This is a genomic window from Nocardia sp. 2TAF39, from assembly GCF_052114905.1.
Classification (GTDB): domain Bacteria; phylum Actinomycetota; class Actinomycetes; order Mycobacteriales; family Mycobacteriaceae; genus Nocardia.
This window is the reverse complement of sequence record NZ_JBFRFQ010000031.1, coordinates 57016-79417: the sequence shown is the minus strand read 5'-3', so window position 1 is coordinate 79417 and position 22402 is coordinate 57016. Positions and strand designations below refer to the sequence as shown.

Annotated in this window: 30 protein-coding genes; 8 read left to right on the top strand and 22 right to left on the bottom strand. The window is 64.5% G+C overall.

The features are described 5' to 3' along the window. Positions 1 to 324, bottom strand: a 324-nt coding sequence (locus AB4Z47_RS19965) for a hypothetical protein (RefSeq protein WP_441952771.1), incomplete at its 3' end; no start/stop codon positions are given. A 414-nt stretch (positions 325 to 738) separates the two neighbouring features. Continuing rightward, positions 739 to 1182, bottom strand: a complete 444-nt coding sequence (dtd, locus tag AB4Z47_RS19960) for a D-aminoacyl-tRNA deacylase (protein ID WP_441952769.1) — start codon at positions 1180 to 1182, stop codon at positions 739 to 741. Positions 1183 to 1504: 322 nt separating this feature from the next. Between dtd and AB4Z47_RS19955 the strand changes: the two genes are divergently transcribed. The 5 genes from AB4Z47_RS19955 (at position 1505) to AB4Z47_RS19935 (ending at position 5082) form a co-directional block, all read left to right on the top strand. After that, a complete protein-coding gene (locus AB4Z47_RS19955; protein WP_441952767.1) occupies positions 1505 to 3028 on the top strand; it encodes a hypothetical protein in 1524 nt (507 codons plus the stop codon). Between the two features lie 350 nt (positions 3029 to 3378). Further along, the gene (locus tag AB4Z47_RS19950) at positions 3379 to 3828 is read left to right on the top strand and encodes a DNA-directed RNA polymerase subunit beta (RefSeq protein ID WP_441952765.1); all 450 of its coding nucleotides are present in this window, start codon (positions 3379 to 3381) and stop codon (positions 3826 to 3828) included. Continuing rightward, positions 3825 to 4253 (top strand): DUF4254 domain-containing protein, encoded by a 429-nt coding sequence (locus tag AB4Z47_RS19945; RefSeq protein ID WP_441952764.1) that lies wholly within the window; start codon positions 3825 to 3827, stop codon positions 4251 to 4253. The genes AB4Z47_RS19950 and AB4Z47_RS19945 overlap by 4 nt, the downstream gene beginning before the upstream one ends. A 35-nt stretch (positions 4254 to 4288) precedes the next feature. After that, positions 4289 to 4945 (top strand): class I SAM-dependent methyltransferase, encoded by a 657-nt coding sequence (locus tag AB4Z47_RS19940; protein WP_441952762.1) that lies wholly within the window; start codon positions 4289 to 4291, stop codon positions 4943 to 4945. Next, complete coding sequence (locus AB4Z47_RS19935; RefSeq protein WP_441952760.1) at positions 4942 to 5082, top strand: hypothetical protein; 141 nt, start codon at positions 4942 to 4944, stop codon at positions 5080 to 5082. The genes AB4Z47_RS19940 and AB4Z47_RS19935 overlap by 4 nt, the downstream gene beginning before the upstream one ends. A gap of 442 nt (positions 5083 to 5524) precedes the next feature. Here the strand turns inward: AB4Z47_RS19935 and map are convergent, their stop codons facing one another. The 9 genes from map to rpsH form a co-directional block, all read right to left on the bottom strand. Next, on the bottom strand, positions 5525 to 6322 hold the full coding sequence (map, locus tag AB4Z47_RS19930; RefSeq protein WP_441952758.1) for a type I methionyl aminopeptidase: 798 nt from the start codon (positions 6320 to 6322) through the stop codon (positions 5525 to 5527). Positions 6323 to 6352: 30 nt separating this feature from the next. Further along, complete coding sequence (locus AB4Z47_RS19925; RefSeq protein WP_441952757.1) at positions 6353 to 6898, bottom strand: adenylate kinase; 546 nt, start codon at positions 6896 to 6898, stop codon at positions 6353 to 6355. Then, positions 6895 to 8217, bottom strand: a complete 1323-nt coding sequence (gene secY, locus AB4Z47_RS19920) for a preprotein translocase subunit SecY (RefSeq protein WP_441952755.1) — start codon at positions 8215 to 8217, stop codon at positions 6895 to 6897. Before secY ends, AB4Z47_RS19925 begins: the two co-directional genes overlap by 4 nt. Positions 8218 to 8396: 179 nt before the next feature. Continuing rightward, complete coding sequence (rplO, locus tag AB4Z47_RS19915; RefSeq protein ID WP_327112598.1) at positions 8397 to 8840, bottom strand: 50S ribosomal protein L15; 444 nt, start codon at positions 8838 to 8840, stop codon at positions 8397 to 8399. Between the two features lies 1 nt (position 8841). Beyond that, positions 8842 to 9021 (bottom strand): 50S ribosomal protein L30, encoded by a 180-nt coding sequence (rpmD, locus tag AB4Z47_RS19910; protein ID WP_029892543.1) that lies wholly within the window; start codon positions 9019 to 9021, stop codon positions 8842 to 8844. Further along, positions 9021 to 9683 (bottom strand): 30S ribosomal protein S5, encoded by a 663-nt coding sequence (rpsE, locus tag AB4Z47_RS19905; protein WP_327112594.1) that lies wholly within the window; start codon positions 9681 to 9683, stop codon positions 9021 to 9023. Before rpsE ends, rpmD begins: the two co-directional genes overlap by 1 nt. 43 nt (positions 9684 to 9726) lie before the next feature. After that, the gene (gene rplR / locus AB4Z47_RS19900; RefSeq protein ID WP_441952753.1) at positions 9727 to 10134 is read right to left on the bottom strand and encodes a 50S ribosomal protein L18; all 408 of its coding nucleotides are present in this window, start codon (positions 10132 to 10134) and stop codon (positions 9727 to 9729) included. 2 nt (positions 10135 to 10136) lie between these two features. Next, entirely contained in the window at positions 10137 to 10676 is a 540-nt protein-coding gene (gene rplF / locus AB4Z47_RS19895) for a 50S ribosomal protein L6 (RefSeq protein WP_441952751.1), read from the bottom strand. A gap of 15 nt (positions 10677 to 10691) precedes the next feature. Continuing rightward, positions 10692 to 11090 (bottom strand): 30S ribosomal protein S8, encoded by a 399-nt coding sequence (rpsH, locus tag AB4Z47_RS19890; RefSeq protein ID WP_441952749.1) that lies wholly within the window; start codon positions 11088 to 11090, stop codon positions 10692 to 10694. A 288-nt stretch (positions 11091 to 11378) separates the two neighbouring features. Between rpsH and AB4Z47_RS19885 the strand changes: the two genes are divergently transcribed. Further along, positions 11379 to 12032, top strand: coding sequence for a Uma2 family endonuclease (locus tag AB4Z47_RS19885; RefSeq protein ID WP_441952748.1), 654 nt, complete (start codon positions 11379 to 11381; stop codon positions 12030 to 12032). Positions 12033 to 12227: 195 nt separating this feature from the next. Here AB4Z47_RS19885 and AB4Z47_RS19880 read toward each other — a convergent pair whose 3' ends face one another. Then, positions 12228 to 12641, bottom strand: coding sequence for a winged helix-turn-helix transcriptional regulator (locus tag AB4Z47_RS19880; RefSeq protein WP_441952746.1), 414 nt, complete (start codon positions 12639 to 12641; stop codon positions 12228 to 12230). A 65-nt stretch (positions 12642 to 12706) separates the two neighbouring features. Here AB4Z47_RS19880 and AB4Z47_RS19875 point away from each other — a divergent pair, with 65 nt between their 5' ends. Beyond that, positions 12707 to 13318, top strand: a complete 612-nt coding sequence (locus AB4Z47_RS19875) for an NAD(P)-dependent oxidoreductase (protein WP_441952744.1) — start codon at positions 12707 to 12709, stop codon at positions 13316 to 13318. Here AB4Z47_RS19875 and AB4Z47_RS19870 read toward each other — a convergent pair whose 3' ends face one another. From AB4Z47_RS19870 to rplN, 10 genes are all read right to left on the bottom strand, one after another. Further along, positions 13319 to 14629: a Fic family protein gene (locus AB4Z47_RS19870; protein WP_441952742.1), complete on the bottom strand. Its 1311-nt coding sequence runs from the start codon at positions 14627 to 14629 to the stop codon at positions 13319 to 13321. Between the two features lie 104 nt (positions 14630 to 14733). After that, a complete protein-coding gene (locus AB4Z47_RS19865; RefSeq protein ID WP_441952740.1) occupies positions 14734 to 15564 on the bottom strand; it encodes a HEAT repeat domain-containing protein in 831 nt (276 codons plus the stop codon). Positions 15565 to 15604: 40 nt separating this feature from the next. Then, positions 15605 to 16873 carry a polymorphic toxin type 34 domain-containing protein gene (locus AB4Z47_RS19860; protein ID WP_441952738.1) on the bottom strand — a complete coding sequence of 423 codons (1269 nt, stop codon included), beginning with the start codon at positions 16871 to 16873 and terminating at the stop codon, positions 15605 to 15607. Further along, on the bottom strand, positions 16874 to 17176 hold the full coding sequence (locus AB4Z47_RS19855) for a WXG100 family type VII secretion target (RefSeq protein WP_441952737.1): 303 nt from the start codon (positions 17174 to 17176) through the stop codon (positions 16874 to 16876). It abuts the gene before it with no gap. After that, entirely contained in the window at positions 17173 to 17523 is a 351-nt protein-coding gene (locus AB4Z47_RS19850) for a WXG100 family type VII secretion target (protein ID WP_441952736.1), read from the bottom strand. The genes AB4Z47_RS19855 and AB4Z47_RS19850 overlap by 4 nt, the downstream gene beginning before the upstream one ends. Before the next feature lie 307 nt (positions 17524 to 17830). After that, entirely contained in the window at positions 17831 to 18412 is a 582-nt protein-coding gene (locus AB4Z47_RS19845; protein ID WP_441952734.1) for a Uma2 family endonuclease, read from the bottom strand. A gap of 129 nt (positions 18413 to 18541) precedes the next feature. After that, positions 18542 to 18727: a type Z 30S ribosomal protein S14 gene (locus AB4Z47_RS19840; RefSeq protein ID WP_153338789.1), complete on the bottom strand. Its 186-nt coding sequence runs from the start codon at positions 18725 to 18727 to the stop codon at positions 18542 to 18544. 4 nt (positions 18728 to 18731) lie between these two features. After that, complete coding sequence (gene rplE, locus AB4Z47_RS19835) at positions 18732 to 19298, bottom strand: 50S ribosomal protein L5 (protein ID WP_357269583.1); 567 nt, start codon at positions 19296 to 19298, stop codon at positions 18732 to 18734. Between the two features lies 1 nt (position 19299). Then, positions 19300 to 19617 (bottom strand): 50S ribosomal protein L24, encoded by a 318-nt coding sequence (gene rplX, locus AB4Z47_RS19830; RefSeq protein ID WP_441952731.1) that lies wholly within the window; start codon positions 19615 to 19617, stop codon positions 19300 to 19302. 2 nt (positions 19618 to 19619) lie between these two features. After that, complete coding sequence (gene rplN, locus AB4Z47_RS19825; RefSeq protein WP_441952729.1) at positions 19620 to 19988, bottom strand: 50S ribosomal protein L14; 369 nt, start codon at positions 19986 to 19988, stop codon at positions 19620 to 19622. Between the two features lie 353 nt (positions 19989 to 20341). Between rplN and AB4Z47_RS19820 the strand changes: the two genes are divergently transcribed. Beyond that, positions 20342 to 22390, top strand: coding sequence for a M13 family metallopeptidase (locus AB4Z47_RS19820; RefSeq protein WP_441952728.1), 2049 nt, complete (start codon positions 20342 to 20344; stop codon positions 22388 to 22390). The last annotated feature ends 12 nt before the right edge of the window (positions 22391 to 22402 follow it).

Genomic DNA, 22402 nt, shown 5'->3' with positions numbered 1-22402 from the left:
CGACTCAACACCACCATCCCCCGCAACACCCTCAGGACCATCCGACGACAAACTGAAACCGACATCCGGCGCCTCACCGTTCTCCTCGGCACCGCCCGGGTTCTCCCTGTCCGGGTTTTCCTTATCCTGATCGCTCATCGTTCGCTTCCGCCGGTCATCCTCGTGGGCCCCCATGGCCTTGCCCACACTCCCTCTATTCTTGCATGCCGCCTGAATCGCAGGTTCCCAATCGCAGCCTCCCATGAGCAGGAAGCCTCCCGGTTGCGGCAGGATCGAGTTAAGGGCAACGGCTGTCGCGCAGCAGGTTTCGTCGGCCTCGGTCACCGTCGACGGTCAGGTCATCGCATGGCTACCGATCGACTACGACACCAGGGCTGGTCGGGTTGCCTGGTGTTCCCGGGCGATAGAGCATCAGCAGGTATGCCGTCTATTCCGTTGAACCGCGCAGGCGATATTGCGGACAGGTCGACGACCCGCCACTGCTGTAGGCACCGAGGATGTGCGTAGCTCGGTGCGGGACAAGGCATCTCGGGGAGAAGATGCTACTGCCCCGATCGGCCGCCCGCTCCGATCACCCGCTTGCAAGCCAGGTGTTTCCACCGCCACAAGCAGGTAGCTGAAAACTATTCGCTATCGACAACAGCGCGGCAGGATCTCGGACCAGCTCGCGAGATCAGCTGCGACACAGTACAAAGCACGGACAAACTGCGGCTACTGGTCCGAAGCATCACCAATCGTTCAAATCTCCAGCAGCAAGGTCACCGGGCCGTCATTCACGAGCTCGATTCGCATATGCGCACCGAACCGACCGGTGGCGACCGTGGCGCCCAGTTCACGCAGCGCCTGCGCGAAGACATCGACGAGGGGTTCCGCGGTGGCACCGGGAGCGGCCGCCGACCACGAGGGGCGCCTGCCCTTGCCGGTGTCCGCGTACAAGGTGAACTGACTGACCACCAGGATCGGAGCGCGCAGATCCGCGGCCGAGCGCTCACCCTCCAGAATCCGCAGCCACCACACCTTCTCGGCCAACGCCTTCGCGGTCGCCACGGTGTCGGAGTGCGTCACGCCGACCAGAACGAGCAGGCCGTGCGGGACGGCGTGGTCGGCCGAGTCGATGCGTCCGACGACTTGGTCGTCGATGATCACCTGCGCCGAAGTCACGCGCTGCAAGAGGGCTCGCACGACTTTCGATCATGCCTTGTCCCAGGGCCGGGCAGTCGCATAGGGGGCAAGCGCCGCCGCGCTCATAACTCCGCCGCGCTCCTGCTGGCCGCCACTGCCGCAGCGCTTGCTGTCCACTCGCAACGCTCGTCATCGGCTCCACCACGCTGACGCTCGGCTCCGTCATGACCGCTATGGCGGTGTGCCTGTTGCTCACTCGCTGCGCTCACGTCGTGAACGGGCCTACCGGGCCTCGCCGGATCCAGGTGCGCGCGGGCGGCAACCATGACAGACTCGCTCAGAAAGATGCGTTGCGCGGACCGCCGCGCGTTGGCGGAGGATCATGCTGGAAACGAGGATCGCGATGGATCTGGACGCGCTGGAGCGCCGGATCGGCGACGATCGGTATGCGGCCCTCGACCGTTCGGTCGAATCCGAGCTGCGGCTCGCCGCCTCTCTGGGCGAACTCGCCAAGGGCCTGATCGCCACCAAGACCAACGGGTCGGTCCGCGATCGGACCCGGGAGGCGCTCGCGCCCGCCGAGGAAGCGGTGGCGATCCGCCTGCGCCTGCTCTCCAGGGGCCAGGTACTGACGGCACGCCTCGCGGGCGAGCTGAACGATGCACTGCGTTCCTTCGAGCAGGCAGCGCGGCACAGCGGTCGCCGGGAACTCGCGACGACGACGATCCGCCGCGCATGCGACGTGTACCGGCACGTGGCCAGGGCGCATCCGGAAGTCGCCGGCCCCTGCGCCGACGGGCTGTCCAAGTGTGGCGTCTGGCTGGGCAGGCTCGACCAGAGCGCCGCGGTGGCGGCGACCGAGGAGGCGGCCCGCATCCGCGCCGCACTCGCCGCGGCGAATCCGGACCTCTCCGGCAAGTACCTCGCCAGCCTGAGCACCTTGCTGCGGACGCTGATGGTCGGTCGGTCACGCAAACAAGCCATCGCCATGTATCGCGAACGGTATTCGGTCCTGACCTCCACGAGCATGTCGATCCGATTGCGCGCGTGCGGGATTCAGGATCTGGATCTCACCCCGAAATCGCACCGCGCCCTGCTCGAGCTGGGCTGCCGCACGCTCGAACAAGCCGGGCGGCTGACTCAGCAGCAGATCATGTTCAAGTCCTCCGGCGACCTGTCGACCGTCGAGGAGATCAACTGGAAGTTGGCCCTGGTCGGCCTACGGCCGCTTACTCCGGGCGCGGAGCCGGACCCGCCTTCGATGCCCGTGCAGGTCGGCGCCACCTTCGGAGCGCTGGGCGTGTACTGTCCGGACCGCGATTCCATCGCCCAGGTGCGCGCCGCGATCATCGCGGCGTACGCGATCGACGACGCCTACCCTCTCGACCGCGACAGTTACCTCGGCGCGCATGGGGAGAACTGGAAGATCGCCGATCCTGAGGTGAACACCGCAAGCGCCCTCGGCGACGACATCGTGCTGATCGACCAGCCCTACGGCGGCTGGGTGACCGTCATGAGCCTGAACTGGGAGCTCACGCCGGTGGCGAAACATCCACTGGCACTGCGCCTTTCCCAGGACTGGCCGGTGGCGGCAATCACGGTCACCGAGAACGTGGCCTACGAGTTGTGCTGGTATGAGCACGGCGCGGCTACCCAGTATGCCGCACTCGGCCGTCCGGCCGGCCAGGCCCCGCTCGACAAGCCGCTCGCGCCACTGGACTTCAAGACCCTCGCCGACTACAACGCAGACCGGGCGACCGAGACCAAGCTCCGTGCCGCCTTCGGCAACACGAAGATGTTCTCGAACCTCACTTACCTGCCCGATAGCGGCCTGCGGCAGATCAGCGTCACCACGCCACTGGCCGAGCACGGCGACCGGGCGCTGTTCTTCCGAACGGCGCCCTGAGCCGCGCCGCAGCATGTCGCAGCAGACTTGCGGCGCGATAGCGAACAGCGATGAGCAGAATGGCGCGAGTTCCCCGACTTCGCCTGCGCGCAGGTCTGTTGACCAGTAATTAGTGAGACAAACTGAAAACAGGAAATGTGGGACGAGCTACGCAGGTCACAGCACTTGCAGTTCACCGGGCGCGGAGGAATTTTTCGAGAACAAATTGAACGGAATGTTAAATCCCGTTCCATGGGGTGCTCTACTGAAACAGCGCCCGGAAGGTGCGCCGGATCACACTACCGACGCCGCAGCACCGATCTGACGGCCTGAGAAGACAGACGAAGCTAGCCGAGGCCACCATGGACCAAATGGCGTTAGCGGATACACCGACCGCACGATGCGCCTACTACCGATACACCTGCGACCTGCCCGCCGGAGTCCACGCCGAGATCGGCCGAATCGTCGTCCGGGCCGGCTTCGTCGGCGCGATCACGATGCCCGCCGCGCTCGGGCAGCAGGTCCGCGACGAACTCGCCCACCGGCGAATCGAACCGGGCCCCATCATTTCCCACGTGCGGTCCGGACGATGGACCTTCCTGATCCGCCCCGATCTATCCGACGACGTCCGGCTGTTCGCCGAACTGTTTCGCCTCAACGTGTCGATCGTGCCCAGCGGCGGCGAGATCGCACTGCCCTCCCCCGTCGATGCCCACGCCAAGTACCGCCGGTGGATCGTGCCTCCGCAGAACGGTTTCCGCCCTTCCGGCTCGTCCATTGTCGACACCGTCCGCTCCTGCACGAGAGCAGGAAAACGATGATGAAGGCGTCCCTGCCTGCAAAACATCAAGTACTGCAAGCGTGCAGAGGCGAGCTGTCGGAGGGCAACCCGCTGCTGCGCTGCGCACACCAGCTGACAACACTGCACGAGCGCAGGCTCGCCGTGGCCGATGCGGACGCCGACGAGATCGACGCGTTGCGCGCGAGGTTGATTCGCGATATCGACCGCTGGATCACTGTGCAGCTGCCACCCGCACACGGGGCGGCGCATGTGCACACCGAAACCATCGGCGCCGTGATCGACCGCCTGGCCAAGTTCACCGCACACGCCTACGCGGCGCTCGCCAAAGCCTCCGAATGGGACGTCCGGGAAGCCTGGCAGCGCCTCGGCGAGCTCGCGGTGGGCTACGACGATCTGGCGGCCGAAGTCTGCGCGGGCATCCGGCGACTACCCGGCGCATCGTAGGGTCGGCCCGCCGCGGCCCGCCGTAGGGTGAACGCATGGGGAATTCGATCGAGCATGACTCCCCGACAACTTCCTTGCGCGCCGAGCGGGCGAGCTCCTTCGGCACGCACGCCGCCGCCTACGCCGAGCACCGGCCGGATTACCCGGCCGCTGCCATCCGCTGGGCCCTGGCAGGCGTCTCCGACCGACAACCGCCAGTCGTCCTCGATGTCGGGGCCGGAACCGGCAAACTGACCGGTGGGCTACTCGCCATCGGCGCGACCGTGATCGCGGTGGAACCGGATGCCGAAATGCGGGACGAACTGACCCGTCGTTTCCCGAGCGTGACCGCCTACGAGGGCACCGCGGAAGCCATTCCGCTCGACGACGACTCCGTCGATGCGATCGTGGCCGGGCAAGCGTTCCACTGGTTCGACCAGCAGCGCGCCTTTCCGGAATTCGCCAGGGTGCTGCGTGCGGGCGGGGTTCTCGCGGCTCTGTGGAACGCCGACGACCTCTCGGTGGACTGGCTCGTCGGGCTACAGGAAGTCGCCAGGTCCGGGGCATCGGCGCTGCGCAGGAAGACGGCCGACGTCGAGCTGCCGAGCACCCACTGTTCCACGAATTCGAACGCGCGACGTTCCCGCATCGCCATCGGCGCACCGCCGAGTCGCTCACCGCGACCATCGGCACCCACTCGCACACGCTGGTGATCTCGGCGGAAGAGCGGGCCGAAGTGCTCAGCCGGATCACCGACTATCTGCGTGGCAGGCCGGAGACAGCTGAGGGCGAATTCGACGTGCCCACGGTGGCATTGACGCTGCGCGACCGCGACCGACGCGCTACCTGATCGAAATACACCCCCTGGCGGCTCAGGGGCATGCGCGCCGCGGACGGGATCACCGCGAACTGCGTGGCGCGCCGAGCAGATTCGAGTAGCGGCCTACTCATGTCGACACGCCATGCCCGGCTCTACGCTGACCGCATCGTTCAGGAAAGCCACCGAGCCGAGGAGGAAGCCCTTCGAGCCAACCCCGCACCGGCACCACCGCGGGCACACCGCTTCGGTCGGATACACAGGACGCGGGCGCAAGGAACGACGACACCGATCCAGCGAAAGCTGGGTATCGGCCGGATTCCGCGAGTCGACACAGTGCCGACACCGGATCCGCGGCGAGATCGACCAGCATACTGGCGTCGGTGCGGCTCGGCTCCTCGCCGCGCAGTGTCACCGAATCGGGACGCCCGATGGCCGGTCTACGGCCCTGATACGGGACCGCCCACAGTGTGCGCTACTCCGGGCGAAGCGTGAGGATCCGGGGGCCGTCCTCGGTGACGGCCACGGTGTGCTCCCAATGTGCCGCACGACTGCCGTCGAGTGTGACCACGGTCCAGTCGTCGTCGAGCACCTTGGTCTGCGTAGTGCCGAGGGTGAGCATCGGCTCGATCGCGAGGACGGATCCCACCACGAGTTTCGGGCCCTTACCCGGCTCACCTTCGTTGGCGAGGAAGGGGTCGAGGTGCATCTCCCGACCGATGGCGTGACCGCCGTAGCCGTCGACGATGCCGTAACCACGTCCGTGTGCCTGCTCGGCAGCGCGGGTGCCCAGCTCGATGGCATGCGAGACGTCGCTGAGCCGGTTACCTGGCACCATTGCCTCGATACCGGCCTCCATCGACACCTTGGTCGCCTCGCTGAGTAGCCGGTCGGCCTCGATGATCGTGCCGACGCCGAAGGTCCAGGCCGAATCACCGTGCCAGCCGTCGAGAATCGCGCCGCAGTCGATGGAGACCAGATCGCCCTCGGCGAGGATCTCCTCGGCACTCGGAATCCCGTGCACCACACGGTCGTTCACCGACGCGCAGATGGATGCGGGGAATCCGTGGTAGCCCTTGAACGACGGCACCGCGCCCGCATCTCGGATCACCTGTTCGGCGACCTCGTCCAGCTCGAGGGTGGACGACCCGGACTTGGCCGCCGCGCGCACGGCGACCAGGGCACGGCCGACGATCGCGCCCGCTGCCGCCATGGCGTCCAGTTCACCTGCCGTGCGGAACGGCACGACCTTCTTCTTGCGGTGGAAGACCATCCCGGCCTCAGCGCTCCAGCCCGAGCGGCATCAGTGGCCCAGCGCGCGCAGCGCCCGTGCATTGACCTCGTCGACATCGCCGACGCCGTCCACCGTGACGACCAGCCCGTCGTAGTGCTCCAGCAGCGGCTCGGTCTCGTCGCGGTACACCCGGAGACGGTTGCGGATCACGCTCTCGTTGTCGTCGGCGCGGCCACGGGCGAGCATCCGCTCGACCACCGTGTCTTCCGGCACGACGAAACACAGCACCGCGTCGAGCGTGGTGTCCATGTCCTTGAGGATCTTCTCCAGCGCGTCGGCCTGGTCGACCGTGCGCGGGTAGCCGTCCAGCACGAAACCGTTGACGGCGTCGGGCTCGTTGACCCGTGCCTCGACCATGCGGTTGGTCACGTCGCTCGGCACGAGATCGCCCGCGTCCATGTACTTCTGCGCTTCGCGCCCCAGCGGGGTCTGCTGGCTGATATTCGCGCGGAACAGGTCCCCGGTCGAGATGTGCGGGACGCCCAGCTTCTCCGACAGCAGGACGGCCTGGGTGCCCTTGCCGGCGCCCGGCGGACCGAGCAGTACAACTCTCACTTGAGGAACCCTTCGTAATTTCGATTCATCAGCTGGCTCTCGATCTGCTTCACGGTATCCAAACCGACGCTCACCATGATCAGCACCGCGGTACCGCCGAACGGGAGGTTCTGGGGGCCACCGGAGGAACCGATATCGAGGAACAGGTTCGGCAGCACCGCGACCAGACCGAGGTAGATGGAGCCGGGGAGGGTGATACGGCTCAGGACGAAGTTGAGATAGTCGGCGGTCGGCTTACCGGGCCGGTACCCCGGGATGAAGCCGCCGAACTTCTTCATCTCGTCGGCGCGTTCCTCCGGATTGAAGGTGATCGCGACGTAGAAGTAGGTGAAGAACACGATCAGACCGAAGTAAATCGCGATGTAGACCGGGTTGCCCGGATTCACCAGGTATTTCTGGATGATCTCCTGCCACCAGCTCGGGTTCGGGTTGTTCTTCGACGAGGTCAGCTGCGCCACCAGGTTGGGCAGGTACAGCAGTGACGACGCGAAGATGACCGGGATGACGCCCGCCTGGTTCACCTTCAGTGGCAGATAGGTCGAGGAGCCGCCGTACATCTTCCGCCCGACCACGCGCTTGGCGTACTGGACCGGAATCCGACGCTGGCCCTGCTCGACGAAGATCACGGCGGTGATGATCACCAGGGCAGCGACGCACACCAGGCCGAACACCAGACCGCCACGGCTGTCCAGGATCGCCTTGCCCTCGGTCGGAATGCGCGCGGCGATACCGGAGAAGATCAACAACGACATGCCGTTGCCGATGCCACGCTCGGTGATCTGCTCACCGAACCACATGACCAGCGAAGCACCCGCCGTCATCACGAGAACGATGACGATCATCCCGAAGACGCTGGTATTGGCGAGGATGTCCTTTTGGCAGCCCTGCAGCAGCTGGCCGCGGGCCGCGAGCGCGACAAGACCGGTCGCTTGCAAAATGGCCAACGCCACCGATAGATATCGGGTGTACTGCGTCATCTTGTTCTGGCCGGATTGGCCTTCCTTGCGCAATTCCTCGAACCGCGGGATGACGACGGTGAGCAGCTGGATGATGATGCTCGCGGTGATGTAGGGCATGATGCCGATCGCGAAAACCGACAGCTGCAGCAGCGCACCACCGGAGAACAGGTTGATCAGCTGGTAGATGCCGGCGGACTCACCGCCGGAGACCAGGTCGATGCACTCCTGTACCGCCTTGTAGTCGACGCCGGGGGACGGCAGCGAAGCACCGGCGCGGTACAACGCGATCAACCCCAGCGTGAAGAGAATCTTCCGCCGTAAGTCCGGAGTCCGGAAGGCCGATACGAAGGCGGAAAGCACTGATCCTCCTGGCGAACGACATGGTCATGACATGGATATTTCAGCGATGTCCAGTTCCCTGATTCCGCTCAGGAGGGACGCCGAAAACCATGACGAGGCTTTGGCAGACAACAATTGAACTCTAACAGTGGCATCGGACGAGCCTTCACTCATCCGATGCCACTGCTTGCAGAGTACCGTCAGCCCAGCTCGGTGACGGTGCCACCGGCCGCGGTGATCTTCTCCTTCGCGGAGCCGGTGACCTTGTCCACGGTCACCTGCACCGCGACGCCGATCTCACCGTCGCCGAGAACCTTGACCAGCTGGTTCTTGCGAACCGCACCGGCGGCGACCAGCTCGGCCTTGCCGACCTCGCCACCCTCGGGGAACAGCTTGGCGATCGCGCCGACGTTCACGACCTGGTATTCCGTGCGGAACCGGTTCGTGAAGCCCTTGAGCTTGGGCAGCCGCATGTGGATCGGCATCTGCCCGCCCTCGAAGGCGGCCGGGACGTTCTTGCGCGCCTTGGTGCCCTTGGTACCACGGCCCGCGGTCTTGCCCTTGGAGCCCTCACCTCGACCCACCCGGGTCTTCTCGGTCTTGGCGCCGGGAGCCGGACGCAGGTGATGCAACTTGATAGTCATGTCAGACCTCCTCAACGGTCACGAGGTGGCGCACGACGTTGATCAGGCCCCGGTTCTGCGGGGTGTCCTCACGAACCACGGTCTGCCGGATCTTGCGCAGACCGAGCGTGCGCAGGCTCTCGCGCTGGTTCTTCTTGGCGCCGATCGTGCTCTTGATCTGGGTCACCTTGAGATCTGCCATTACCTGGCACCTCCCGCTGCCTGAGCGCGCGCACGCAGCATGCCCGCAGGGGCAACGTCCTCGAGCGGCAGGCCACGGCGAGCCGCGACCTCTTCCGGACGCTGCAGCATCTTGAGCGCGGCAACGGTCGCGTGCACAACGTTGATGGCGTTGTCACTACCGAGCGACTTCGCCAGAATGTCATGAATGCCAGCGCATTCCAGCACGGCACGCGCCGCACCACCGGCGATCACACCGGTACCAGGGGAGGCCGGGCGCAGCATGACCACACCGGCCGCCGCCTCGCCCTGCACCGGATGGGTGATGGTGCTGCCGATCATCGGGACGCGGAAGAAGCCCTTGCGAGCCTCCTCGACACCCTTCTGGATGGCCGCGGGAACTTCCTTGGCCTTGCCATAGCCGACGCCGACCAGACCGTTGCCGTCACCGACGATCACGAGGGCGGTGAAGCTGAAGCGACGACCACCCTTCACGACCTTGGAGACACGGTTGATCGCGACGACCCGCTCGAGCTGGTTCTTCTCGGCGGCGTTGTCGCGGCGATCGCCGCCACCACGACGGTCGCCGCCACCACCGCGGCGGTCGCCGCGGCCGCCCTCGGGGGCGCTGCCATTCTGTCCGGCGGGTCCGCTTCCGCCGTCACGCCTCTGACGTCCCGGCATCAGACGTTCCTTCCGTTCATTCGAGTCTTGAGCAGTGTGGTCATCAGAACTTCAACCCACCTTCGCGAGCGGCATCCGCCAGGGCGGCGATCCGGCCGTGGTAGTCGTGACCACCACGGTCGAACACGACGGCCTCGACACCGGCGGCTTTGGCACGTTCGGCCAGCAACTGGCCGACCTTCTTGCCCTTGGCCGACTTGTCGCCGTCGATCGCGCGCACGTCGGCCTCGATGGACGAGGCGGCGGCAATGGTCTTGCCGATCGAGTCGTCGACCAGCTGCGCGTGCAAGTGACGCGAGGAGCGGTTGACCACCAGGCGCGGACGCTCGGTGGTGCCGACGACCTTCTTGCGCAGGCGGAAGTGACGGCGCACCTTCGACAGACGGCGCGTGGTCGAGACATCTTTGCCACGCGGTATGCGCTTGGTCTTCTGGTTTTCGGTTTGCGCCATGATCACTTACCCGTCTTTCCGACCTTGCGGCGAACGACCTCGCCTGCGTAGCGGATGCCCTTGCCCTTGTACGGGTCGGGCTTGCGCAGACCGTGGATGACCGCGGAAATCTGGCCGACCTTCTGCTTGTCGATTCCGGACACGGAGAACTTGGTGGGCGATTCCACCGCGAACGTGATGCCCTCGGGCGCCTCGATCGGCACCGGGTGGCTGTAGCCGAGGGCGAACTCGAGGTTCTGGCCCTTGAGCGCCACACGGTAACCGACGCCGAAGATTTCCATCTTCTTCTCGTAGCCCTGGGTCACACCGACGATCATGTTCGATACGAGGGTGCGAGTGAGGCCGTGCAGCGAGCGGCTGCGGCGCTCGTCGTCCGGACGGGCGACCTCGAGCTGGCCGTCCTCGCCCTTGGCGACGGTGATCGGCTCGGCGATGGTCAGCGAGAGGGTGCCCTTCGGCCCCTTCACCGCCACATCCTGGCCGTCGACGGTGACGTCGACGCCAGCCGGAATTGCGATGGGCTTCTTACCAATACGCGACATTAGTCCTGACCTCCCTTACCAGACGTAAGCGAGGACTTCGCCGCCCACGCCCTGCTTGGCCGCCTGCTTGTCGGTCAGCAGGCCGGAGGACGTGGAGATGATCGCCACGCCGAGGCCGCCGAGCACCTTGGGCAGGTTGGTGGATTTCGCGTACACACGCAGACCGGGCTTGGAGACACGGCGCACACCGGCGAGGCTGCGCTCGCGGCTCGGGCCGTACTTGAGGTCGACGACGAGGTTCTTGCCCACGGTCGCGTCCTCGGTCCGGTAGTCGGCGATGTAGCCCTCACGCTTGAGGATCTCGGCGATGTTCGCCTTGAGCTTCGAGTGCGGAGCCTTCACCTGATCGTGGTACGCCGAGTTGGCGTTGCGCAGACGGGTCAGGAAGTCTGCGATCGGATCAGTCATGGTCATGGTTCGACCTAGACACCTTTCTTGCTGCGGTTCCCATACAGCGCCGACATGCGTATCCGCAGTCAGCCGTGGGCCTACAACAATTCGGATGGTCCGGTCGACAGTTGCCGACCGGATGAGGTTCGATCGCCTGGGCCAACCGCACGGATGCGGACATGGAGGTGCCCAGGCAACCGCTCTAGTGTAGGCAAGGCCGTCACCAGGACAAAATCGGGGTTCCTGCGGCGGCTCTTCGTCGGACCGCTCACGACCAGCGGAAACAACTTGCAATCGGTCTAGCATTGGACCATGCCGAGTCCGCGCAGCCAACGCCCCGACCTCCCGGAGTACATGACCTGGGAGGAGCTCGAGCAACTACCTGAGGAAATCGCCGGGCAGATCGAGCTGTGGAATGGCCGGGTTGTCTGGCTGCGAAGGGGGCCTGCCGAACATCAGGAGTTCACGAACCTCCTCTGGAGCGGCCTGCGCCGATGCGCCCGCGAGACAATGACGGCGGACCCACAACAGTGCTGGCGCGTCCACACAGAAACGAACATCTTCTTCGGCCGATCCGGAAAGTCCGATTTCGTGACACCGGACTTTCTGATACACCGCTGTCTCCAGGGCCCCTATCAGGATGTTCGCGCCTCCGATGTCCTGCTGGTCGGCGAAGTACTTTCTCCGTCGAACACCCAGACCGACATGGACGACAAGAAAGCGCGCTACGCCAAGGCAGGTATCCCCTGGTACTGGGAGGTCACGCTGGAGCGTGAGAAGAGTGCCATCGCGATGATTCGCGCCTACGCACTGGAGACCACCCACGGCAAGCTCCCGGCCGGCGTCCACCCGCTACACCCGGCCAACTACCTCCTGACCGGCAAGTGGTCGCCAAAGGATTCCGACGCCATTGCCGTCGACTTCCCGTTCCCGATCCACATCCCGTGGTCGCACCTCGAGTTCTGAATCCCCGCACAGGTCACGCGGACCAGGCATTCGACTCACCTTTCGGGCCTGATTCCAGCAATACCTGACGGCCTGGTCAAGCGGGGCCCGCAGGCTGTTCGGGTCGATGAAATGATCCTGTGGTCCGTTGCGTGGCCGTGGTCGCCGTGGCGTTCGAATGGTGTTGATGCAGCCGGCCGAGAGCGAAGAGAAAACTCAGGAGGGAACGGTCGACGCCGAGGAGTGGTGATCGCGTTGCGCGGATAGTCCGGCCTCGCGGGCGTCGACGAGTTCGTTCCAATGTTCGCCGACCCAGGCGGACATGACATCGATGGGGTGGAGAAGGCCGCGGCCGAGTTCGGTGAGGGCGTAGCTGACGTGATGCCTGTCGACGTGGCGACTGATCAACCCGTCGCGTTCGAGGGTGCGCAATGATTGCGTGAAAACCTTCGGCGTGACGCGATGCAGCGGAATGCGTAGCTCGGAATACCGTCTGGGCCCATCGGAAAGGCACTCGAGTATCAGTGCCCCCCATTTGTCGCCAACGCGCAGAGGCAGCACCGATGAGGGGCACAACTCGTCGAACATGTCAGGGGAAAGAGGCTCGCCCATGCGCATACGGTAGGCCATGCCACAACTATGGGCCAGTCGTTGGTATCCGGCTGGAAACCACCTGTGCTTCTAATCTCACCGGCATGACAAAGATTGTTGTATTCGGTGCAGGCGGACGGGCGGGACGAGCGATTACCGCGGAGGCATTGCGACGCGGACATCGGGTAACCGCCGTCGTCCGAGATCCCGGTCGACACCCGGATCTCGACGCGGTGGTAGGCGACGTCATCGATCCGCGGTCGGTCGCTCGCATCGCCGCCGGTCATGACGCTGCGGTTCACGCGGCAGCCGAAATGACGCCGACGTTCTTCCGCTCGGCAGCGTCGGCTCTCATCGATGGCCTTGGTAACGCCGGTGTCTCTCGGTTGATCGCCTTGGGGCTCGGCGCCAATCTCAGCGCCGGCGACGGGGCGCTTGTGCGCGACGCACCCGAGTTCCCCGACCAGTTTCTCGACTTCGCTCGCTCGCATGCCGCTGGCACCGATCAGCTCGACCATTCCCCGGCCGTCCTCGACTGGGCCGTATTGAGTCCATCGGGTGACTTCGACCGTACCGGAGCCGGCTCCGGCCGGTACAGGTTCAGCGCACCCGACCTGGCCGGCCGCATCACCTACGGCGACTTGGCGGTTGCTGTCATCGATCAAATCGATAAACCGACGATTCACCGCAGATATCAAGGAGTAGCCGCCGACTAGTCAGGCCAAGGGGTCGTAGGCCGGAGCATGGGGCGGCATCGTGTTCGACGGCACCGGGCGTATCGGATCCGATGTTCGTGTGTCTGAATCAGGACTGGCGAGACGCCGTTCCAACGCGGTGAACGCGGTGATCGCCTCGGGCGACTCAAAGGCCCTGTTGCGTCGCCCGACGGTGAGCTGGCGGAGAATACCGGCTTCGGTCAAACGCTCGACGGCGGCGTTGGTGGCGGGAAAACTGCGGCCGATCAGTCTCGCGGCCGTGGCGACGGTGAGGATCGGGGCACCGACGAGCTTGCCGAGAAGTAAGTCCAGCGCGGAGTTCGCCCGCACAGGGGCCACTCGATCCCGCCACGATTTCTGCAGGCCAGCAGCCTTCAGTTCGAAAGCGGTCGCGTCCTCCGCTGCCCGAGTGCACGCGGCGGCGAAGCGTGCCACCCACGTGTTCAAGCCGTCGGTAGCCTGCTCGGAATCGGGCGAACCGACGTGCCGGAAGCGCGTCAGACCGTCGATGTAACTGTCGCTCCACGTGGCCAGGATCAACGACACGGGCGCGACAACGCGTTCGGCCACGCCGCGGCGGCGCAGGATCATATGGATCAACGCTCGACCGGTTCGGCCATTGCCGTCGATGAACGGGTGGATAGTCTCGAATTGCGCGTGTGCGATGGCGGCTTGCGCGACAGCCGGCAAGTCGTCGCTGTTGCAGAATGCGACCAGGTCGTTCATCAGTTCGCGCACATCTTCCGGTGGTGGTGGGACAAATGCGGCCGAGCAAGGGTTGAAGGAGCTACCCCCGATCCAGTTCTGCACCTCCCGGAGACATCCGCCGTGTTGTGCGAGCCTGGTGCCGGCCAGCAACCGTTGATGGACCTCGAGCAGAATATTCTCGGTAATCGGTTCAGCACGGCCGACGGCATTGACGGCCAGCGCCATCGCGTCGATATTCGCCAGCACCTCGGCCGCCGTCACATCGGATGATTCACCCTCCAGTTCGCGCGCCGCCTCGGCGCGCAGCAGTCGACGCGCGCCGACCACTAGACCCTCGATCCGTGACGATGCGATGGCCTCGGCGCGCAGCAGCAATCGCGATACTGCTTCCGTCTCGACCAGCGCTTTCGCCTCGGCATCGAGGCGGGTGATGGCTACCTCTGCGTCAACGACGTCCGCGGCGGTTTCGCTGGTAAGGGCAATGCGACGGCCAACCAGCGGATCGGGCATGTATACCTGGTAAGTGCCGGAGCCACGATCTCTTCGCGACAGGCCGCTGCCATCGAGGTTGCCAGCCCACCGCCGCTGCGCAAACTTAGCCATGACACCTCCTTATTGAAGGTTAACAGATAACCTTTAATAAGAATCAATTCAAGCACTCCACGGAAGTCGAGACTGTGCGGGGCCTGTTCCTCGTGCAGCAACCGTCACTCATCGGATCCGGTATCGGCCGATGGCAGGTTGTCGCGGACCTTCGCGACGTGCGGTCGTTGCAACGGCCACCGCAGTGCGATGACCGACAACATGCTGTCGATGATCGGGATGTCGGCCTGCAGCGTGGCCGGCTCGGGAGGGTCTGCGAGCCTGCCGAGGTCGTTGACCAGCAGAGAGCATTCGAGTTCGTCCATGGTCGCTACTTGGTCGGCGACGACTTGGAGCTGGCCGCGGTCGCCGAACCGATACGCCGTGATGCGTAGATCCCGCCCGAGGTCCGGGTCGTCGCCATACTCGTCCAACAGCGCGGTGATCTCAGCACGCATCCGGGACTCGTCCGATTGCACCAGTGAATCGATCGCGTACCGGCGCACCGGCACGTACTCGTCGTCGTCGCGCACACACGCGAGCAGTTCGGGTATCCCGTGGCCCGGGTAGTTTCCCAGCGTCTCCGCGGCCGAAGCACGAACCAGCCAAGATTCGTCATCGCGCAACATCCCGACCAGCAGATCCACGGCGGGCTCGTAATGCACTGTGCAGAATGCCTCGACAGCCTCGGAACGGACCAGTTCGGCCGGATCAGACAGCATCGCAACTATCAGCGGGCCGACTACAGGCCCCTGACGCACGCCCAAGAATCCGACCGCGCGTACCGCCTCGGACCGCACATCTTCGTCGTCGGTACGGAACAGCGGCAGAATCGCCGGAATCGCCGACTCGTCATTCGCCTTGATCATCTCGATCAACACGTCGAATTGTCGGCCCGGATCGCCTGACGACAGGACCGACCCCAGAGACGCGTCTTCCGGATCGTCGCCGTTCACTTCTCCACCTCCTCATGACAGCATCCGCCGGCGGCATTTGCTATCGGCCTCCGCCGCCGCTCGAATGACGGCAGTCGTATTGCTTCTGGGTCTTCTTGATCCGTTGCAACCGCCTGGCATCGCCGTCGGCTTTGGCTGCGTCGTGCAGCCTGGCCAGGGCCTCGCATTCGGAAAGTTGCTCCCGGCTTATCAGATCACGCATATCGTTCTCGATTCCGGTGTCGGCGACTCGCTGCTTGCCGCCTTTCGCCATCTCCGCGACGAACGCACCGGCAACGTTCACGGCGGTCAAGGATGCTATTTCTTCCAGCGATTTCTGGATATCGAGCGGATGGGCAGCATTCGCCGCCGCAACAACACCCACGCCGAGTTCCAGTGTCTGGAACAGCCGGCAGATGTCCCACAGTTTGCGGATTCGCACAGCCGCGCTGGTCACCGCCGCCGCTCCCGCGGCCGTCCCGGCGGCGGCCTCGGCTTCGGCCGGGCCCAGCGTGGCCAGTCCCGCTGTGAAGATCTCGGTCAGGGCGACCGCGGCGACCGTGCCCAGCGCGATCCAGAACAGCTCCTTCATCAGGTCGTTGACGTGGGTGTCCAGGTCCGACCGAAACGCCACCAGGCTGGAGTGGTGCTCGCCCACGGATCCGGACAGTGCCAGCGAAACCGACGCGACTGCCGCCGCACCGTTGGACAAGGTGGTGAGGTGCGCCTCGACATCGGCCAGGTCCGGCGCCGCGGTTTGCGCGGCATGAAAGTTGCCGATGATCGCCTTGATGTCGGAGGCTGCGTTCTTGATCGCCTCGGATTCGGCGAACGACTTCCAGGCGTCCTTGCCGGACTGCAAACGATCACGGTCACCGTTGGGTACGGTGTACCCGATCTGGTCCAACAATCCGGGCACGCTGGTGTCCAAGCCCTTGGCGGATCCACCGAAGGACGACGGCGGTGGCTGGACGTCGTTCTGAAATGTCAATCCCTGCGGGACATGAAACGGCGGAGAAGGTGCAGGCCCTTTCGCCGGGTCAGGATTTGCATTCCAGTTCGAGTGCGCCCAATTGTTGCCTGCGGTGTTCAGGATGTTCGAGAAGTTGGCGAGAGCGTTCGACAGCGAGGCGCAGGTACTGAGCAGATCAACCGTGTTCTCGTCGTAGCTCGCCGCCCAGGCGGCCACCTTGTCGTAGCTGCCTGCCATCTGACCGGAACCCTGCAGCCCGTTCCACAGCGCCGAGAACGCGGAAAGCAAGGCGCTGTTCACCTTCGCGCATTTGGTGGCGGCATCATAATAGGTTTGCGGATCTACATTGATTCCCATTCAGGATCCACTACGCATCATCTTGGAGTTGACATCCGCGGCTTCGGTATAAGCGTTGTGCGCGGTCTTCGCGGCGTCGCTCATGTCACGAATGCCTTCGGCCAATTCCCTTGCACCCGCGACCCATTGCTGATGAGCTTCCGAATATGCCTGCGCAGCAATGCCTTCCCATCCGGTACCACGCAGAGTTGCGATCCGGTCGTCGATTTCATCGAGGTGGTCGGCGATGAATCCCGCGAGCCCGGACAACCGCGCGATGATCTGTTCGAGTTCGTGGAGGTCGACGGTGAACGGATCGGTCACGACAGCGGAGGCAGGTCGAGGGTGGAACCCGACAGAGCACCGGCGTTCGACTCGTCGCGCTGCTGGTAGCTGTCGGCGGTGACGCCGAGCTTCTCGGCCAGTCCGGTCAGGGCGGCGATGATCTGCCTGCCGCCATCGTCGACCTCGTTCCACCCGGTGCCGAACCCTGTGGACGCCGCACCGGTCCAACTTCCGGTCGTCAGGGATTCGACTTCCCGCGCGACAGCGTCGAGCGCGGACCCGAGCGTGTCAGCGAGGCTGTAGACATAGGTGCCGACATCACGAACTTGATCAGGAACGACCGATAACGACTGGCCGGAGCCAGTCGTCCCCCCAGGAGTGCTCATACCTTCGGATCGTACCGGCGGTTCTCGGCTGCGGTCCAGACCTCGAATACCCTTGAACGACAACCCTATACCGACGGCGGATGCATTGATCTGGCCAAACCGCTCAACACCAGGGGCTCAGACGCGGCACTGCGGGGCAACCCATGAACCGGCGATCCGGTTCATGATGGGAGGAAGGGCGACGTCCTCGATCGGATCGAACCCGGGGTAAGCCGGGAAACGCAAAAACACCGTCGCACTCGAGGTTGATAGGCAACCTTCGATACGGGCGGTGATATTCCGGGCGGATCGTGATCGCAGCCGGCGGCTAGCGGACCAAGTCGGCGAAGCTGATATCGCCGAGCACCACATGCTCCAATCGGACGAACCCGTCGCGGTGCAGCCGGTGCAGGCGATATTCGGCGGCGTGGGCGTCGAGCCGGAATTCCCGCATCTCTTCGATGTCGAACTTGGTGTCGAGAACGACAACCAGGTAAAGCGGAATACCAGCGCGAGCGTACTGAACCTTTTTGTCCAGCAAGTCTTCAGCGGCAGTGGACGGCGAAGATACCTCCACGACGATCAGCGCGTCACCGGCCTCCGGCTTCGCTCCACGTTCAGGCAAGCACCGATACACCGTCACATCCGGTCTCCGGAAGGTGAACTTCGGTATCCGCCAAAGCACGACATCTATGTCGGTCTCGACGCGGATGCACGGTTCAGTGCTCGGCAACTGCTCCATCGAGCCGGCCAAGCGGCGTGCCACGCGATTATGTTCAGGCACTGGCGATTCACAGACGATCACGTGGCCGTGCACAACCTCGATCCCGCGCGCGACACCCTCGGGCAGCTGACGGTACTGCTCCTCGGTCATCTCGTGCGGCAAGTAGTCCGATGCCCGGATCGTCATGACTGCAGCCTACCCAGTCCGTTGCGACGAGAAGCCACGCCCGTCAACGCAAACGAGGACACGGACTCAGGTGTGAAGTCCGTGCCCTCGTTCGGGTTCAGTGTGGGGACGCTCGGGGGAGCGTCCGGCTTACCAGGAGCTCTTGTGCACGCCGGGCAACTCGCCCCGGTGTGCCATTTCGCGCAAGCAGACGCGGCACAGGCCGAACTTGCGGTACACCGCGTGCGGGCGGCCGCAGCGCTGGCAGCGGGTGTAGCCGCGGACCGCGAACTTCGGCTTGGCGTTGGCCTTGTTGACCAGTGCTTTCTTTGCCATGTGCTCAGTTCTCCTTGAACGGGAAGCCGAGGTGCTTGAGCAGGGCACGGCCTTCTTCGTTGTTGGTCGCGGTGGTCACCACGGTGATGTCCATGCCGCGCGGGCGGTCGATCGAGTCCACGTCGATCTCGTGGAACATCGACTGCTCGCTCAGGCCGAACGTGTAGTTGCCGTTGCCGTCGAACTGCTTCGGCGACAGGCCGCGGAAGTCGCGGATACGGGGTAGCGCGATGGACACCAGGCGGTCCAGGAACTCCCACATCCGGTCGCCGCGCAGGGTGACCTTCGCGCCGATCGGCATGCCCTCACGCAGCTTGAACTGCGCGATGGACTTGGTCGCCTTGCGGATCTCGGGCTTCTGGCCGGTGATCAGGGCCAGGTCGTTGACGGCGCCGTTGATCAGCTTCGCGTCGCGGGCGGCGTCGCCGACACCCATGTTCACGACGACCTTCACCACGCCGGGGATCTGCATCACGTTGGCGTAGTTGAACTCGTTGTTCAGCGCGTCCTTGATCTCGGCGCGGTAGCGCTGCTTCAGGCGCGGCTGGATCTTGTTCTCAGTCGTGGTCATGTCAGATGTCCTTCCCGTTCTTACGGGAGATCCGGACCCGCTTGCCGCTCTCCTCGTCGGTCCGGTAGCCGATACGCGCCGGCTTGCCATCGGAGTCGACGACCATCACGTTGGACACGTGGATCGGGGCTTCCTGGGTCACGATGCCGCCCGAGGAGGCGCCGCGCTGGTCGGCGGAATGCGCAACGTGCTTCTTGATCCGGTTCACGCCCTCGACGAGGACCCGGTTCTCCTTCGGGTAGGCCTGGATGACCTTGCCCTTGGCACCCTTGTCCTTGCCCGAGATGACGAGCACGGTGTCGCCCTTGTGCACCTTCATGGTCAGAGCACCTCCGGCGCCAGCGAGACGATCTTCATGAACTTCTTGTCGCGCAGCTCGCGGCCGACCGGGCCGAAGATGCGGGTACCACGCGGGTCGTTGTCCGGCTTGATGAGCACGGCCGCGTTCTCGTCGAACTTGATGTAAGAGCCATCGGCGCGCCGACGTTCTTTGGTGGTGCGCACGACGACAGCCTTGACGACATCACCCCGCTTGACGTTGCCGCCGGGGATGGCGTCCTTCACGGTAGCGACGATGATGTCGCCGATACCGGCATAGCGACGCGACGAACCACCGAGAACGCGGATGCACAGAATCTCCTTCGCACCCGTGTTGTCGGCGACGCGCAGTCGCGACTCCTGCTGAATCACTTCAGCGTCCTCCTTGACCTGGACGTATTAGCACGCCGGATTACCGACCCGACGGGCATGGTCAGTCGCCCTCCGGACGCGCGCCTGCCAGCGGTTTTCCTTGGTCTGAGCAAGAAACACAGAACCAACCACTGGGGGTTCACTGCCGGATTGCGGGCACAGCTCCCGCAGGCAACCGGTTCAGTGTAGGGGAATCCGCAGGTCGTTCCCAAATCGGGGGCAGCGGACGGGTCCGGTCCGCGGTTATCCGCCACGAATCCGGGCTCGACCGGCGCCGCGCCGGTAGCCTCGATCCGAGCAGGGGCTGCTTCTACGTTCATCTGCGGCGCTGCCGCGTCGGAGAGAGGATTCTCGTGACATCAACCGATCGTCCGGTCCAGCTGGGCCGTCGTGGCTTTCTGATCGCACTCGGGGCGGTTCCGGCTACCGCCGCGCTGGCCGCCTGCTCGAACGACACCGAACCGGCGAGCAAGACGCTCACCGGGGTCGATCTGAGTGGGGCGGACCAGACGATCCGACCGCAGGACGACCTGTACCGGCACGTCAACGGGAAATGGCTGCGGGAATACCAGCTGCCGCCGGACAAGGTCGCCTACGGCTCGACCAGCGAGGCGGCCGAACGCACGCAGCAGCAGTTGCGGGAAATCATCGAAGGCATCCGCGATCCGAAAGAGGGCTCGGAGGAGCAACAGATCCGCGACCTGCACGACGCCAGAGTGGACTGGGATGAGATCGAACGGCTCGGTATGACTCCACTGGCCGGCCTGTTCGCCAAGATCGACGGGGCGGCGACCAAAGCGGACCTGGCAAAGGTGATGGCCGAGCTGCCGATCAGCGGGCTGATCGGCATCGGTATCGGCATCGACCGGAAGAACTCCAACGCCTACATCCCCTCGGTCAGCCAGTCCGGGCTCGGGCTCGGCGAACAGTACTACCGGAAGCCGGAATATGCCGAGGTGCTCGCGCAGTATCGGGTCTTCCTCGAACGCATCGCGGCGGGCGCCGGGTTCGCCGATCCGGCGGGCATGGCTCAGCGGGTGTTCGACCTGGAGAAGCGGATCGCCCCCGCGCATTGGGATAGCGTGCGCAACCGCGACACCGACGCGACGTACAACCTGTACAGCTGGGCCGATATGACCGCGCTCGCGCCAGGATTCGACTGGGACCCGTGGATGACGGGAAACACCGACCGCCCGCGCGAACTGTTCGCGACGATGGTGGTCGACCAGCCGTCCTACATCACGGCCGCCGGCCAGCTGTGGGCCGAGATCGACATCGCCACGTGGCGTGACTACCTCAAATTGAGTGTGCTGCGGGACTTCGCGCCCTATCTGCCCAAGGCCGTCAACGACGCGAACTTCGACTTCAAGGGCACGGTGCTCAACGGTCAGGACGAGCGCCCGGAACGCTGGAAGTACGGGGTCGGGATCGTCGACGAACACCTCGGCGAACAGCTCGGGAAACTTTATGTGGCCAAACACTTTCCACCCGAGGCCAAGCAGCGTGCCAAGGAGATGCTGGACGACGTGCTCGCCGCCTATCGGGAGAATTTCACCAACTCGTCGTGGATGTCGCAGGCAACCAAGGTGGCGTCCATCGCGAAACTGGACAAGATCGATCCCAAGATCGGGTACCCGGACAAGTGGGTCGACTACTCGAAGCTGAAGATCACCAGGGGCAAACTGGTCGAATCGCTGCTGGCCATCAACCACTTCGAAAGCAAGCGGGCGTTCGACCGGCTCGGTACCCCGGTCGACAAGTCCGAATGGGGAATGTCACCGCAGACGGTGAATGCCTACTACTCGGCGACCTCCAACCAGATCGTGTTCCCCGCCGCCTATCTCCAGTCGCCGTTCTTCGACAAGGATGCGGAGCCCGCCGTCAACTTCGGCGCGGTCGGATCCACCATCGGCCACGAGATCGGCCACGGCTTCGATGACCAGGGCTCCAAATACGACGGCGACGGCAACCGCCGCGATTGGTGGACTCCCGAAGACCGAGCCGCTTTCGACGCCAAAACCAAACAGCTCATCGACCAGTTCAACGTGCTGGTGCCCGAGGGGCTCGACCCGAGCCAGCACGTCAACGGCGAACTCACCGTCGGCGAGAACCTTGCCGACCTGCGCGGACTGCAGATCACATTGGCCGCCTTCCGCATTGCGGAGAAGCGCCGCGGGATCGACAACCCCGACTATCACACGATGTTCCTGTCCTGGGCCCGTAGCTGGCGCGAGAAGCAGACCAAGGAACTCACCGTCCGCTATCTCGCCGGCGACACCCATTCCCCGGCCGAATTCCGCTGCAACCAAGTCGTTCGAAATCTCGCGGAGTTCTACGACACCTTCGAGGTGAAGGAAGGCGACAAACTCTTCATGCCCCGAGACCAACGCGTCACGCTGTAATCTGCGGCGATC

What these genes read in the sequence shown, in the direction of transcription:
- rpsE (WP_327112594.1), bottom strand. Translation starts at nt 9,683, where the DNA reads ATGCCGGGACGTCAGAGGCGTGACGGCGGAAGCGGACCCGCCGGACAG.
- rplF (WP_441952751.1), bottom strand. Translation starts at nt 10,676, where the DNA reads ATGTCGCGTATTGGTAAGAAGCCCATCGCAATTCCGGCTGGCGTCGAC.
- AB4Z47_RS19950 (WP_441952765.1), top strand. Translation starts at nt 3,379, where the DNA reads ATGGCGTTAGCGGATACACCGACCGCACGATGCGCCTACTACCGATAC.
- AB4Z47_RS19850 (WP_441952736.1), bottom strand. Translation starts at nt 17,523, where the DNA reads ATGAGCACTCCTGGGGGGACGACTGGCTCCGGCCAGTCGTTATCGGTC.
- AB4Z47_RS19940 (WP_441952762.1), top strand. Translation starts at nt 4,289, where the DNA reads ATGGGGAATTCGATCGAGCATGACTCCCCGACAACTTCCTTGCGCGCC.
- AB4Z47_RS19885 (WP_441952748.1), top strand. Translation starts at nt 11,379, where the DNA reads ATGCCGAGTCCGCGCAGCCAACGCCCCGACCTCCCGGAGTACATGACC.
- AB4Z47_RS19875 (WP_441952744.1), top strand. Translation starts at nt 12,707, where the DNA reads ATGACAAAGATTGTTGTATTCGGTGCAGGCGGACGGGCGGGACGAGCG.
- rpmD (WP_029892543.1), bottom strand. Translation starts at nt 9,021, where the DNA reads ATGGCAGATCTCAAGGTGACCCAGATCAAGAGCACGATCGGCGCCAAG.
- AB4Z47_RS19945 (WP_441952764.1), top strand. Translation starts at nt 3,825, where the DNA reads ATGATGAAGGCGTCCCTGCCTGCAAAACATCAAGTACTGCAAGCGTGC.
- rplR (WP_441952753.1), bottom strand. Translation starts at nt 10,134, where the DNA reads ATGGCGCAAACCGAAAACCAGAAGACCAAGCGCATACCGCGTGGCAAA.
- AB4Z47_RS19840 (WP_153338789.1), bottom strand. Translation starts at nt 18,727, where the DNA reads ATGGCAAAGAAAGCACTGGTCAACAAGGCCAACGCCAAGCCGAAGTTC.
- AB4Z47_RS19955 (WP_441952767.1), top strand. Translation starts at nt 1,505, where the DNA reads ATGCTGGAAACGAGGATCGCGATGGATCTGGACGCGCTGGAGCGCCGG.
- rplO (WP_327112598.1), bottom strand. Translation starts at nt 8,840, where the DNA reads ATGACTATCAAGTTGCATCACCTGCGTCCGGCTCCCGGCGCCAAGACC.
- map (WP_441952758.1), bottom strand. Translation starts at nt 6,322, where the DNA reads ATGGTCTTCCACCGCAAGAAGAAGGTCGTGCCGTTCCGCACGGCAGGT.
- AB4Z47_RS19880 (WP_441952746.1), bottom strand. Translation starts at nt 12,641, where the DNA reads ATGGCCTACCGTATGCGCATGGGCGAGCCTCTTTCCCCTGACATGTTC.
- AB4Z47_RS19870 (WP_441952742.1), bottom strand. Translation starts at nt 14,629, where the DNA reads ATGGCTAAGTTTGCGCAGCGGCGGTGGGCTGGCAACCTCGATGGCAGC.
- AB4Z47_RS19860 (WP_441952738.1), bottom strand. Translation starts at nt 16,873, where the DNA reads ATGGGAATCAATGTAGATCCGCAAACCTATTATGATGCCGCCACCAAA.
- AB4Z47_RS19845 (WP_441952734.1), bottom strand. Translation starts at nt 18,412, where the DNA reads ATGACGATCCGGGCATCGGACTACTTGCCGCACGAGATGACCGAGGAG.
- rpsH (WP_441952749.1), bottom strand. Translation starts at nt 11,090, where the DNA reads ATGACCATGACTGATCCGATCGCAGACTTCCTGACCCGTCTGCGCAAC.
- rplX (WP_441952731.1), bottom strand. Translation starts at nt 19,617, where the DNA reads ATGAAGGTGCACAAGGGCGACACCGTGCTCGTCATCTCGGGCAAGGAC.
- rplE (WP_357269583.1), bottom strand. Translation starts at nt 19,298, where the DNA reads ATGACCACGACTGAGAACAAGATCCAGCCGCGCCTGAAGCAGCGCTAC.